14 protein-coding genes are annotated in these 12,748 nt (G+C 74.1%); 8 read left to right on the plus strand and 6 right to left on the minus strand.

What is annotated here, in order from left to right; all coding sequences use genetic code 11:
• The first annotated feature begins 11 nt into the window (after window positions 1-11).
• The 7 genes from Ade02nite_RS27560 (at window position 12) to Ade02nite_RS27590 (ending at window position 6,905) form a co-directional block, all read left to right on the plus strand.
• Complete coding sequence (locus Ade02nite_RS27560) at window positions 12-701, plus strand: hypothetical protein (RefSeq protein ID WP_203770095.1); 690 nt, start codon at window positions 12-14, stop codon at window positions 699-701.
• Window positions 702-706: 5 nt separating this feature from the next.
• A complete protein-coding gene (locus Ade02nite_RS27565; RefSeq protein ID WP_203770097.1) occupies window positions 707-1,036 on the plus strand; it encodes a transcriptional regulator in 330 nt (109 codons plus the stop codon).
• Window positions 1,037-1,076: 40 nt separating this feature from the next.
• Window positions 1,077-1,388 carry a type 2 periplasmic-binding domain-containing protein gene (locus Ade02nite_RS27570; RefSeq protein ID WP_203770099.1) on the plus strand — a complete coding sequence of 104 codons (312 nt, stop codon included), beginning with the start codon at window positions 1,077-1,079 and terminating at the stop codon, window positions 1,386-1,388.
• Between the two features lie 490 nt (window positions 1,389-1,878).
• A complete protein-coding gene (locus Ade02nite_RS27575; protein ID WP_239169093.1) occupies window positions 1,879-3,561 on the plus strand; it encodes an IucA/IucC family protein in 1,683 nt (560 codons plus the stop codon).
• A gap of 11 nt (window positions 3,562-3,572) precedes the next feature.
• Window positions 3,573-5,054 carry an IucA/IucC family protein gene (locus Ade02nite_RS27580; RefSeq protein ID WP_239169094.1) on the plus strand — a complete coding sequence of 494 codons (1,482 nt, stop codon included), beginning with the start codon at window positions 3,573-3,575 and terminating at the stop codon, window positions 5,052-5,054.
• Entirely contained in the window at window positions 5,041-6,141 is a 1,101-nt protein-coding gene (locus Ade02nite_RS27585) for an alanine racemase (RefSeq protein ID WP_203770105.1), read from the plus strand. Before Ade02nite_RS27580 ends, Ade02nite_RS27585 begins: the two co-directional genes overlap by 14 nt.
• Before the next feature lie 44 nt (window positions 6,142-6,185).
• Window positions 6,186-6,905 carry an ArsR/SmtB family transcription factor gene (locus Ade02nite_RS27590; RefSeq protein WP_203770107.1) on the plus strand — a complete coding sequence of 240 codons (720 nt, stop codon included), beginning with the start codon at window positions 6,186-6,188 and terminating at the stop codon, window positions 6,903-6,905.
• A 41-nt stretch (window positions 6,906-6,946) separates the two neighbouring features.
• Here the strand turns inward: Ade02nite_RS27590 and Ade02nite_RS27595 are convergent, their stop codons facing one another.
• The 6 genes from Ade02nite_RS27595 to Ade02nite_RS27620 form a co-directional block, all read right to left on the minus strand.
• Complete coding sequence (locus Ade02nite_RS27595) at window positions 6,947-7,951, minus strand: S66 peptidase family protein (protein ID WP_203770114.1); 1,005 nt, start codon at window positions 7,949-7,951, stop codon at window positions 6,947-6,949.
• Window positions 7,952-8,003: 52 nt separating this feature from the next.
• Window positions 8,004-8,504, minus strand: coding sequence for a peptide deformylase (locus tag Ade02nite_RS27600; RefSeq protein ID WP_203770116.1), 501 nt, complete (start codon window positions 8,502-8,504; stop codon window positions 8,004-8,006).
• 114 nt (window positions 8,505-8,618) lie between these two features.
• Window positions 8,619-9,110 (minus strand): SigE family RNA polymerase sigma factor, encoded by a 492-nt coding sequence (locus Ade02nite_RS27605; protein ID WP_203770119.1) that lies wholly within the window; start codon window positions 9,108-9,110, stop codon window positions 8,619-8,621.
• Window positions 9,107-10,063, minus strand: a complete 957-nt coding sequence (locus tag Ade02nite_RS27610) for a hypothetical protein (RefSeq protein WP_203770121.1) — start codon at window positions 10,061-10,063, stop codon at window positions 9,107-9,109. The genes Ade02nite_RS27605 and Ade02nite_RS27610 overlap by 4 nt, the downstream gene beginning before the upstream one ends.
• A 459-nt stretch (window positions 10,064-10,522) precedes the next feature.
• On the minus strand, window positions 10,523-11,146 hold the full coding sequence (locus Ade02nite_RS27615) for a dihydrofolate reductase family protein (RefSeq protein WP_203770123.1): 624 nt from the start codon (window positions 11,144-11,146) through the stop codon (window positions 10,523-10,525).
• Window positions 11,147-11,182: 36 nt separating this feature from the next.
• The gene (locus tag Ade02nite_RS27620; RefSeq protein ID WP_203770125.1) at window positions 11,183-12,397 is read right to left on the minus strand and encodes a chorismate-binding protein; all 1,215 of its coding nucleotides are present in this window, start codon (window positions 12,395-12,397) and stop codon (window positions 11,183-11,185) included.
• Between the two features lie 124 nt (window positions 12,398-12,521).
• On the opposite strand from Ade02nite_RS27620, the gene Ade02nite_RS27625 reads away from it, so the two are divergent.
• On the plus strand, window positions 12,522-12,722 hold the full coding sequence (locus Ade02nite_RS27625; RefSeq protein ID WP_203770181.1) for a DUF5999 family protein: 201 nt from the start codon (window positions 12,522-12,524) through the stop codon (window positions 12,720-12,722).
• The last annotated feature ends 26 nt before the right edge of the window (window positions 12,723-12,748 follow it).

Genomic DNA, 12,748 nt, shown 5'->3' on the forward strand with positions numbered 1-12,748 from the left:
AACCTATTGGCATGACAACGAACTCGATCCCCGCCGACGGCGACCCGCGCCGACTGCTCGCCGACGCCCGCGCCCTCGCCCGCCAAGTCCGCATCGACCAGCGCATGACCTGGGCCGCGCTGCTCGTGCTCGGCACCACAACCCTGCTCGCCATCCCGTTCGACTGGTTCGGCATGCAGGTGGACTGCCACCCCGACGGCGGCTGCACCTTCACCCGCCAAGGCATGCTCTACTACTGGCCCGCCGCCATGGTGCTGGCCTACACCGCCATCGCCGTCAGCTACCTACGCGCCGCCCGCGCCCGCGGAATCGGCGCCCGCGTGCTGCCCTACGCGATCACCGGCGCGGTGACGACCGTCGTCTTCCCCGCCGCCTGGCTCGCCGTGCACCTGTACTTCCAGAGCCACCCGTACCCCGACAGCCCCCTCCCGTACGGCCTGCTCGTCCTGGACCGGCTCGTCATGCCCTGGGGCCTGATCGGCGTCGCGCTGCTCGTGCTCGCCTGGCTCGAACGCAACCTCGCCCTGCTGCTGTTCACCGCCGGCTACCTGGCCCTGGTCCTGCTCGCCCTGCCGATGAACTCCGGCTTCGGCCCGCCCCACTTCGGCCTCCGCGCCGGCATGGCCGTCCCCCAGCTCATCGCCGGCCTCGTCCTGCTGCTCGGCGCCGCCGCCTTCGCCCGCGCCGCCCGCCGGCGGTGACCTCCGTGACCAGCTCCCACCCCGCCCAGGGCCTGGACGAAGTGGTCCACCAGCGGGTACGCCTCGGCATCCTCACCATCGCCCACGAGGCCCGCCGCGTCGAGTTCGGCTACCTGCGCACCCACCTGGACCTGACCGCCGGCAACCTCTCCAAACACCTCAGCGTCCTGGAGGCAGCCGGCCTCATCGCCGTCGAGAAAGGCTACGAGGGCCGCCGCGGCCGCACCTGGATCACCCTCACCCCCGCCGGCACCACCGCCCTCACCGACGAGATCGCCCGCCTCAAGCAGCTCATCGCCCGAGTCGAGACCCCCACCACCACGACCGACCGATGACCCCCACCCGCCGCCCGCGACGTGCCGCACCTGTCTGACCTTGCCGCCGAGAACGGGGTGCTCACCCCGCGAGTCGTGGCCGCCCTGGCACGTCACGTACGACCAGGACCTTGCCGCCGCCTGGTACACCCCCAAGGTCGTCCAACGCGCCGCCGGCGTGCCGAACCTGCTCGGCCTGGCCGCCGCGGGCGTCGGAGCGACCCGCAGCATCCGGCGCACCGGGGTCGTGTCCCTTCCGCCGGCCGGCGACGACCGTCTCGGCGTGGTCGCCGGTCAGCGAAGGACCGGCACTGCGGCACCTCACGTCGCCGCGACCCTGACCGGAACAGCCGACCTCACCTCCGAGGGCTGATCCGCAGGGCTTCCACCAGCACGTCCGGCGCTCCGCTCCGGCAGATCGCCTCCGGGGATTCGTGCTGCGGAAGCCATTCGGCCAGCGGCGATCCCTCGCGACCCCCGCAGCCAATGAAAGCGCTGTCCGAGCGTGAGTGCTCCGTGCAGCGCCGCAACCAGAAGCTGCTCCCGTAGCGGTGTCCCCCGTTCGACGGTGAAGTCGTCGACGCCGAGCACACGCCCCGATCCCACCGCAGCCGGCAGGCCTCGGCGCCCTTGGTGTGCGACGCGCGACGGCTCGGACGTGATCGGCTGAGCCGGCAAATCGGGTTGGGAGGAGTCGTTGATTCCTTTTTGGTTTGGGTCTTGGGGTTTTGAGGTTCGGTGCGCCGGTGTTCAGGCGCACACGGGCTAGGCCATCCTAGGATGTTTGCTGGGTTACTGCGTTGTCGATCACGGTGAGGTTGCCCGGGGTGGGCGCGGCGGCCCGGAGGCGGAGAATGGACGCCGTGCCGCGACCTTCCGCCAGCGCCCCGCCCGACCGGCACACCGCCGGTCCTCTGAGGACCCGTGAACAGCTGCGCTCCCTGCGACCTGACCTGCTGGAACGCTACGACGCGGCGCTTCCGGCCGCGCGTGCGGCGATCCTGGGGCGGCTGCTCGGCGCGGTCGGCCGTGAGGCACTGCCGGGCCTGGTCTCGCGCGGGACGGGCGAGGCGGCCTTCACCAGGACCGCCGGCGGCGACAGGTCAGCGCGGGGAGACGGCCGGGCGGGTGCCGGCGGGCGCTGGGCCGAGGCCGGCGGGCACGAGCGCGGTGCCACGGAGCCAGGTCGCGCAGGTGACGCGCCCGGCGGGATCGTTCTGCGGTTCGAGGCCGGGGCCACGGCGCCGTTCTTTCCCGGGGTGGCTGGGCTTGCCGTGGCCGCCCGCTTCGGGGGTGCGCAACGGTCGATTGTGGATCCCGGTGAGCTCGTCCGGCTGCTGTGGGGTGAGGTGCCGCTCGCCGGCGAGATCGACAACAGCGTTGCCAACCTGGCGCTGGCGCGGGCCGTCGCCACGGGGCGGCCCTGGCTGCCGGAGCCGGGGCCGGACGCGCTCGGTGTGGTCGAGCAGCAGGTGGTGGACGGGCATCCGTTGCATCCGTGCTGCCGCACGCGGGGCGGGATGAGCGTCGCCGACGTGCTGGCGTACGCACCGGAGCACTCCCCCGTGATCCGGCTGCGGCGGCTGCGCGTGCCGGCCGGGCAGTGGTTCGGCGACGGGCCACCGGTGCTGTACGCGCACCCGTGGCAGGCGCAGCGGCTGCTGCAGCGGTATCCGTGGCTGCACGACGACGGCCCCACCGCGCCCGTGCGGCCGTTGATGTCGCTGCGGACGGTGGCACCGCTCGACGGCGGGCCGCATGTGAAGACGGCCGTGGACGTGCAGATGACGTCCGCGGTCCGGACGGTGTCGCCGGCCGCCGTGCACAACGGGCCGTTGCTGTCGCGGCTGCTCGAGCGGCTGACCGCCGATCTGCCGATCGACGTGCTCGCCGAGACCGGCGCCGGGGCGGTGATCGTGGACGGCGAGCCGCAGCGGCACCTGGCACACCTGTTCCGGCGGGCGCCGCGCCTGGCCGACGGCGAGGTGGCGGTGCCGCTCGCCTGGCCCGGGGCGGTCCCGATGTGGTCGGGTCGCGGCGACGACCCGTACGAGATCATGGGGTTGATCGCGACGCTGCTGGTCGGGCCGGCGGTGCGGCTGCTCGCGCGCGGGGTGGCGCTGGAGGCGCACGGGCAGAACACGCTGCTGGTGCTGCGCGGCGGCCGGCCGGTGCGGGTGCTCTACCGGGATCTGGGCGGGGTGCGGGTGAGCCCGGCCCGGCTGCGCGCGGCCGGGGTCGACGCGCCGCCGCTGCTCGGCGACCTGCCCAGCGACGACCCGGCGGTGCTGCGCACGAAGCTGGCCGCGGCGGTCCTCGGCACGGTGGCGCAGCAGCTGATCGCCGACTTCGGCCGGCACGGCGCCGACGAGCGGCGGCTGTGGGCGATCGTGGCCGCGGCGATCCGCGACACGGGCACGGCCGACGCGCCGCACCTGCTGCGCGATCCGCTGCCGGTCAAGGCGACGACCGCGATGCGGCTGGCCGCCGACCCGCTCGACGACCTCTGGGCATCTCTCGACAACCCGATGGCGGCACACGGATGAATCGCAGTGTCATGCGGCCCGAACGGATCGCGCACACCGAGGCCGCTCTCGCGGTGCACGCGCCGGAGCTGGTCGCCGGTTTTCTCTCCCATCTGCCCGAGGCGGCGGACACGGTCGGGCGCCGGCTGCGCGGTGCCCTGGTGCGCGAGGGGATCCGCGACATGGGCCCGGGCCTGCGGCACGGTTTCGGCCGGGTCGAGTACGCCACGAGCGGCGTGGCGGACCCGGTCGACCTGCTCGACGGCATCGAGGCTCCCGGTTTCGCCGCCGAGCTGCGCAACGCTGTGCTCAATCTTGCCATCGCGATGGCCCGCCCGGCGGCCCCTGTGGACGACGACCCGGACGCGCGGGCGATCGGGCTGGAGCGCCTCGCCGTCGCCGGGCACAACCTGCACCCGTGCGGGCGCACCCGGCTCGGCTGGGACACCGGCGACGTCCTCGCGCACGACCTGGAGACGCCGAAGACGCGCCTCGGCTTCGTCGCCGTCCGCGACGAGCTGCACGTCGGCGACGACGTCTGCCCCGAGATGCCGGGCATACCCGGCTACACGATCCAGCCGGTGCACGCCTGGCAGCGCGACAACATCCTCCCGGAACGCTACGCCGACCTGCTGAAGGACGGCAGCATCAAGATCCTCGACGAGGAGCGGGACGCGATCCCCACCGCCGCGCTGCGCACCCTGCTGCTGCCCGGCACCGGCCAGTACCTGAAGGTCTCCCTCGACATCCAGGTCACCTCCACCCGCCGCAGCATCAGCGTCGCCAGCACCCGCAACGGCCCGGCCGTGTCGCGGCTGCTGCACCGGATGGTCGACGCGGACCCGTCCGGCGACCGGCTGCTGCTGATGGCCGAGACGGCCGGCGCCGCCGTCCCGGTGGGCTCGGGCCGCGACCTGTCCGCGATCCGCCGCGACGGTCTCACCGGCCGGCTGCGGCCGGGCGAGCGGGCGATCCCGGGCGGCGCGCTGCCGCTGCTGCTCGACGAGCTGGTCACCGGCGATCCGGCGGTGTGGCTGCGCGAGTACGCCGAGCTGCTGATGCCGCCGCTGCTGCGCTTCACCGCCCAGGGGGTCGCCCTGGAGGCCCACCTGCAGAACTGCCTGCCGACGTTCGTCGACGGCCGCCCGCACCGGCTGGCGCTGCGCGACTTCGCCGGGCTGCGCCTGCACCCGGGGCGGCTGCGCCAGGCCGGGCACAACATCACCCTGTGGCCCGGCTCGGTGGTCGGCACCGGCGACCTGGACGTGCTCCGCGCGAAGATCGGCTACACGATGTTCCAGGCCCACCTGGGCGAGCTGGTCATGCGCCTGGACCTGGACGAGGACCGCGCCTGGCGGATCGTGCGGGAGGTCCTCGACGAGCACGCCGACGGCGACGACCACGCCGCGTTCACCGCCCCGACGGTCCCGCACAAGGCGCTGGTGCGCATGCGGCTGGCCGGCGAGGGCGACCTCTACGTGCCGGTGCGGAACCCGCTGCATGCTCCCGCCTGACCTGCCGCGCCCGGTGTGCGCGTATCTCTACGACACCGCGACGCTGCGCGCGCGGGCCGCGTCGGTGCGGCAGGCGATCCCGGCGGGGTCCTCCCTGCTGTACGCGGTGAAGGCCAACGGCCACCCGGCGGTGCTGGAGGTGCTGGCCGCCGCCTGCGACGGCCTGGAGGTCGCCTCCGGCGGCGAGCTCGCCCTGGCCCGGGCCGCCGGCGCGCGCCGGATCGTGTTCGGCGGCCCCGGCAAGACCGACGCGGAGCTGCGCGCCGCCCTCGCCGCCGGGGTGCTGATCAACGCGGAGAGCGTCCACGAGCTGCGCCGTATCGCCGCCCTGTCCCCCGCCGCCGTCCCGGAGGTGGTGCTGCGGGTCAACCGTCCCGGCGGCGGCCTGCGCGGCAGCCACACGATGACCGGCACACCGACCCCGTTCGGCGTCGACGAGGCGCAGCTCGCCGAGGCGCTGGCCGTACCGGGTGTGCGGATCATCGGTTTCCACCTGCACGCCGTGTCCAACAACATGGACGGCCACGCCCACGCCGCGTTCGTGCGCGACGCGATCGCGTGGTCGCTCGCCCAGGGCCTCGACGACCTGCGCGTGATCAACGTCGGCGGCGGCTTCGGCGTGGACTACCTGTCGTCGGCGTCGATGGACCTGTCCCCGCTGCGCGGCATCACCGTCCCCGGCGGCGTCGACCTGATCTTCGAGCCGGGCCGCTACCTGGCCGCGGACGCCGGCACGTACGCCGCCGAGGTCCTCGACCTCAAGACCACCCACGGCCGGACGTTCGCGGTGCTGCGCGGCGGCACGCACCATTTCCGGCTGCCGGCCGCCTGGGGCTACTCGCACCCGTTCACGATCCTGCCGGTCGACGACTGGCCGCACCCGTACCCGCGCCCGCAGGTCACCGACACCGAGGTCGACGCGGTCGGCGAGCTGTGCACCCCCCGCGACGTGCTCACCCGCGGCCGGCACGTGACCCGGCTGCGCGCCGGCGACGTGCTGCTGTTCGCGCGCACCGGCGCGTACGGCTGGGACATCTCCCACCACGAGTTCCTGCGCCACGACCCGCCCGCGTTCGTCATCACCTGATCCTTCGGCGCGCGCCGAACCGCCGTACCGGCATGATCGGGGTCATGGACGACGCCTCGTCGCTCGCCGCCTGGGCGAGCCTGCTGGCCGACCGCACCCGCGCCGCGTTCTGCCTGGCGCTGATGGACGGCCGCGCCTGGACCGTCGGGGAGCTCGCCCGCCACGCCGGGGTCGCGCTGTCCACCGCCAGCGAGCACGCCGACCGCCTGGTCGCCGGGGGCCTGCTCACCCAGCACCGGCAGGGCCGGCACCGCTACCTGAGCCTCGCCGGCCCCGGCGTGGCCACCCTGATCGAGACGGTCACGGCCACCACCGAGCACACCCCCGCCCCGGTACGCGGCCTCGCCGCCGCCACCCGCCGGCGCAACCTCGCGTACGCGCGCACCTGCTACGACCACCTCGCCGGCGCCGTCGGCGTCGCCCTGGCCGACGGCATGACCACCACCGGCCTGCTGAGCAGGGACAACGGCCTGTCCTTGACGGACGCGGGCCGCGCCCTGCTCGACGGCCTCGGCATCGTGCTGTCACCGCGCGGCCGCCGCCCGCTGCTGCGCGACTGCCTCGACTGGACCGAGCGCCGCCCGCACCTGGCCGGCATCACCGGCGCCGCGATCCTGCAGCACGCGCTGTCGGCCACCTGGCTGATCCGCGCCGGCAGCGGCCGCGCCCTGCGCCTGACCGAGGCCGGTTCGCACGCGTTCACCGAGCACTTCGGCGCGGCCCTGGGACCGGCGGCGCCCATCCCTCAGCCGCTGCGGGCCTGACACCGGCACGTCCCCGCGGCCGCCTCCGTGAGCCGGTGCCGCTACCGGCCCGGCACGGCGGCCACCTCGGTCGCCGGTTCGAGCAGCGACAGCGTCCGCCGGCCGGCGTCCAGGGCGGCGCGGACCCCGACCGGCATCGGCAGGTTCGGGCCGGCGTGGCCGACGTCGACGTTGCCGAGGACCGGGATGTCCCGGTCGCCGAGCACGTCCAGGACGATCTCGGCGAGCCCCGGCGATCCGCCGGCCGGCGCGAGACCGTCGATCGCGTGCGGGGTGCCCACGACCATGCCGGCGATGCGGTCGAGGATGCCGCAGTGGCGCAGCACGTGCAGATAGCTCCACACGTACGAGGCGTGCCCGCCCATCTCCTCCCAGAACAGCACCGCACCGTCGAACCGTTCGACCGGCAGCCCGAACGGCGTCGCCTGCGCCAGCACGATCCGGTTGATCACCCCGCCGAGCAGCGGCCCCTCGGCGCGGCCGGGCCGCCAGCACTCCCACGACGGACTCGCGGGCAGCGCGCCGATCGGGTCCGTGCTCGTCAGCAGCGCCCGGTAGAGCCGCTCGAGCTGCTCCCGGCGGGCCGGCGCCGCCCGCTGCCACGCCCCGCCGAGCCCGGGGGTCGCAAGGTCGGCATGGAAGCCGACCAGCCCCGTGCGCGCGTGCAGCACCAGATGCAGCAGCGAGATGTCGCTGTAGCCGAGGATCGGCTTGGGATCGGCCAGGACCGCGCCCACGTCGATCAGGTCGAGGTAGCCGAGCACGGTCTGCCCACCGTCGTGCGCCACGATCGCCCGGACCTCGGGGTCACGCAGCAGCCCGTTGAGCTCCGCGGCGATCTCCGCCGGCCGGGCCGCGCTCCACCAGCGGCGCCGGCCCGCTTCGAGCAGCGGCGCCCGCCGCACACGGAACCCCATCCGCTCGAGCACGCCGACCGCTTGCGCGAGATCAGTCTCGTAGGCGGCATGCAGCGGCCCGGACAGCGACGCCACGACGACGAGGTCACCGGGCGCGAGGGCACGAGGCCGCAGCAGGGTGGCAGTCATCGGCGCAGTATCGAGGCGCCGATGGCGGTGTACCACTCATTTGCCGCGGAGGTCAGCGGCCCGGCGGGGTGGGGCGCACGCGGCGCAGTTCGCGGAGGGCCTGGCGGCGGATGTCGCCGGTGAGGGTGTCGATGTAGAGGGTGCCGGCGAGGTGGTCGGTCTCGTGTTGCAGGGCGCGGGCCAGGAAGCCGGTGCCGTGGATCACGATGGGCTCGCCGTGGCGGTCGACGCCGCGGGCGGTGACCGACATGGCCCGTTTGGTGGGGAAGCCGAGGCCGGGCAGGGACAGGCAGGCCTCTTCGTCGTCCTGTTCGCCGGCGAAGTCGCTGAGCACCGGGTTGATCATGTGGCCGACGACGCCGCCGACGTTGTAGGAGAACGCGCGCAGGCTGACGCCGATCTGAGGTGCGGCCACGCCGGCGCGGCCGGGGACCCGTACCGTGTCCTCGAGATCGTCGATCAGGGCGCCCAGCTCCGCGTCGAACGAGGTCACCGGGTCGGCCTCGGTGCGCAGGACCGCGTCGCCGAAGATCCGGATGGGCCGAACTGTCATGGTCCAAAGCCTATCCGGTCGTTACCCGACGAGTGCGCCCGCCGTGCCGGTCGGTGCCTGACGGGTCGGCCCGCCGTGCCGGTCGTTACCTGACGGGTCGGACCGCCGTGCCGGTCAGCCGAACAGGGCCAGCTGGTCGGCGGCGAGCAGCTGGCGCAGCTTGGCCAGCGACCGGCGGGTCTGGCTCTTGACCACGCTGACCGGCAGCTCCAGCACGTCGGCGACCTGCTCGACGCTGTAGTCCTCGAAGTAGCGCAGGATCACGATGGCCCGGTCCCGTTCGGGCAGCCGCCCCAGCGCGTCCAGCATCGTCAGCCGCAGCTCGGGGCTCTCCCGATAAGCCGGCTCCGCCAGCACGCCCGGCGTCGCCTCGCCCGACGAGCGGCGCCGGCGGTGGTCCAGATAGCTGCGCAACAGGATCTTCTGGGTGTACGCGAGCAGGTTGTCCGCCTGCACCGCCTTGCGCCAGCTCAAATACAGCTTGGTCAGCGCCGTCTGGGTGAGGTCCTGCGCGAGGTGCCAGTCGCGGCACAGCATGAACGCGGTGGTGCGCAGCCGCTCGGCGTGCGCGTTCGCGAACTCGGCGAACTCCTCGTCGGCGCTCATCCGGCGAACACCGGCAGCGTCGAGTACATCGCGGCGGCCTTGTCGACGAGGCTGCCGTCCATCAGCAGCCCCCACCGCGGATCCGCGGCGATCTTCACGCCGAGGTCGGGGTCGAGCGGTGGCCGCGCCGGTGGGTTGCTGACGCCGTCGAAGGCGAGGCAGGACGCGATGTCCAGCTGCACGACCGTGCCGTCCGGCCAGCCCACGCTGACCGACGTGTTCCGCTCGCAGTCGTCCGGATAGTTCACGATCACCACTTTCGCCGTGCCGCCCCGCGGCGGGCGCGGCGCGCCGGCGTCCTCGCGTGACAGGCCCACCCGCACCATGCCGGGCCCGCGCCCGTCGTTGAGGTAGGCCTGCACGCGCAGCTCACCGCCGGCCGCCACGCTGTAGCTGCCCGTCAGCCCCGGCGGCAGCAACTGCTCGAGCAGGTAGACCATCGCCGCGGCCGTCGCCTTCTTCTGGGTGCCGACGGGCGTGTGCGTCCCGCTGACCACGGCGAAGGTACGCGGCGCCGCCGGGCTGGCCGGCACGCCCGGGCCGGTCGGCACGGATCCGGGAGGAAACCCGGCCGGCTTCTCCACGTTGCGCCCCGGCGCCGTCACCGTGGGTGCGACCCGCTGCGCCGCGCCGCCGCTCAGCCCGAACTCGTCCCCGCCGGGCCCGCCCGCGCTCGACCCCGGCGCGGTGGCGCTCGGCACGGCGGCGCTGGGCGCCGCGGCCACGCCGACGACCCCACTCGCCGGCACCCCCGGCCCCTGCACTGACAGGACGCCGCCGCCGACCACAACGGCCGCCAGCACACCCACGGCACCTCCGCCCGCCGCGAGCCATCGCCGGTGACGCTGGATCCGCTTGCCGTCGCGCAGCGCCGCCCCCACGACGTCGCCGAGCGGAGGCGGCCGCTCCGCGTTGAGATCGGCCCGCAGCAGCGCCCGCAGGTCTTCGGTCACCTTCCCGCCTTTCCGTCAGCGAACGGCCGCACCACCGCCCTATGGGCGTAGACGCGCCACCCCTGCCGTTCGGTGACCGCCGCCACCGACTTTTTTCAGCGACAATCCGCCTCCGCCCGAAATACGGACATAGCGCCCGACCCGCGCGCTAGCCCGGCTCGGTCGATCCGGGCCGGTCGATCCGGGCCGGTCGATCCGGGCCGGTCGTCGGCCAAGACGGCCGGCCGAGGAGGGCAAGCGCCGGCGGTCCCGACACTCACTCCGGCAGTCCTCAGGCGAGCTGACCGGGGCCGGCGCCCAGGTGACCGGGCAGGTGAATCGGCGGCTTGCTCAGCAGATCAGAGTCAGGCCCCCCGACTGGCCGCCGCAGATGAATCGGCGTCGGGCCTGGTCAGCGGAGCGTGGCCGAGCGGCCGGCGAAGGGACCGGATGGCACATCCGCGGCAGCCTGGCCGGCGGTCAGCCGGTCGAGGCGGGCTGGTCGGCGGGCTGGTCGGCGGAGGGCGGCCCAACGGCGTAGGTCAGGTAGGCGAACTGGCCGCGCTGCCGCACGGCGGTGAGGGTGAGGCGTTTGGCGGTGAGCCGGCGCGGCAGCAGCGGCGCACCCGCGCCGAGGGTGACCGGGGCGACGCCGACGATGATCTCGTCGAGCAGGGCGGCGTCGGCGAAGGCGCCCACCAGGTCGCCGCCGCCGACCAGCCAGATGTTCTTGCCGGCCGCCGCCGCTGTCATGGCCTCGTGGACGGGGCGCACGTCGCCGCGCACGAAGGTGAGCCTGGCGCCGGGGATCGGCGGCAGCTCGCGGTGGGTGAAGACCCAGGCCGGCACGTCGCCGTAGTAGTCGGCCCATTTGAGCGGATTGTCGGTCAGGGAGTCGTGGGCCAGGACCCACTCGTAGGTGGTGGCGCCCATGGCGAAGGCGCCGACGCCGGCGAAGAAGGCGGCGAACGGGGTGACGCCGGCCTCGTCGGCGCGGCCGCCGGGGTCGCCCTCGTCGACCTCGAACAGCCAGTCGAGGGAGTTGTGCTCGTCGGCGAGGTAACCGTCGAGCGTGGTCGCGGTGTAGTACTGCGTCTTCGGCACGGCAGTCACCCTGCCACGGGGGTACGACAGGAAGCGTCAGGCCGGCAGTGGGGCGAGGGCCGCGCGGATCGGGGCGGCCTTGGCGGCGGCCTCGGCCACCTCGGCGGCCGGGTCGCTGTCCCAGGTGATGCCGCCGCCGGCCCAGGCGTGCAGGCGGTGCCCGTCGGCCGCCACGGTGCGGATGGTCAGGCCCAGGTCGATGTGGTCATGCCCGATCCAGCCGACCGCGCCCATGCTCACCCCGCGGCCGACCGGCTCCAGCCGGGCGATCTCGGCGAGCGCCGCGAGTTTCGGCGCGCCGGTGACCGATCCGCCGGGGCAGACCGCGCGCAGCAGGTCGGGCAGGTCGAGCCGGCCCACCACGGGCGCGGACACCACCGACTCCGCCTGCCACAGGCCCGCCCACCGGCGTACGGCGAACAGCTCGTCGACGGTGACCGGGCCGAGGCCGCTCAGCCGGGACAGGTCGTTGCGCTCCAGGTCGACGATCATCACGTGCTCGGCGCGTTCCTTGGCCGACGCGAGCAGTTCCCGGCGGCCCGCCGCGGTGGCCGGGCGGGTGCCCTTGATGGGCCGGGTGACGACCCGGCCGTCGCGGACCTCGACCAGCGTCTCGGGAGAGGCGGTGGCCAGGGCCCAGCCGTCGCCCGCCAGCACGCCGCCGTAGCGCGCGCCGGGCAGCGCGGCCACCCGGTGCAGGGCCGCGGCCGGATCTCCCGTGTACGGGGCGCTGGCGTGCCCCACGACGTTGGCCTGGTAGACGTCGCCGCGCCCGATGGCCTCGCGGACGGCCTGAACCGCTTCAGCGTGCTCGGCCGCTGTCCAGCTCGGCGTCCACGGGCCGAGGTCGTACGCGGGGTCTTGCGCGGGTGCCGCACCATCGGAGCCGGCGCCGGCGTGGACGTGGACGACCGCGTACACGTCGGGGATCGCCGGCACGGGGGACGGGGCGCCGAGGGTGCCCCCGGCCATCACCGATCCGGCATCCGCCGACACGTACAGTGCGGCCCCGCAGACCGAGCCATCGACGATCGGGCGAACTCGGGTAGCCGTTCGGCCAATGTTTCGCACCGGCAGTCCGTTGGCTCCGAAGAACTCAGCGACAAGCTCGGCAGGGTCACCACCGTCACACCGGAACCACTGGAACACCGTTGACGCACGGTGACGGCCCTGGCAGGACGCCGGGGCACCGGGCGACGGCCCCTGAACAGGTGTCGGGAAGTGGTCGATCGGAGGAGTTCCGTGGACCATCGGAACCGAGGATTCTTTCAAGGGGACGCCGTCACCCGCCCGATCCGAGGTCGTTCGAGTTGAGGTAACGTCCGTCACCGTCGTTGTGAGTCTTCACACAGCCCCCGACCGGAGAACCACGATGTTGTGCCAGCACAAGACCCCCTGTCCCAACGCCGAGGCCGTCGACCGCGAGGCCGCGCGGACCGTCGCCACCTTCCGCGAGCAAGGCTGGAGCCTGCTCTGCAACGGCGTCATCGTCTTCGAGGACACGGGTGAGATCCTCCCCGACGGCACCATGATCGAGCCGCACCGGGGACCCGCCCGGCACGCCCTCGCGGCGTAGGCGAGCACCCCGCCCCAGCCGTTACT

This window comes from Paractinoplanes deccanensis (assembly GCF_016862115.1).
Taxonomy (GTDB): Bacteria; Actinomycetota; Actinomycetes; order Mycobacteriales; family Micromonosporaceae; genus Actinoplanes; species Actinoplanes deccanensis.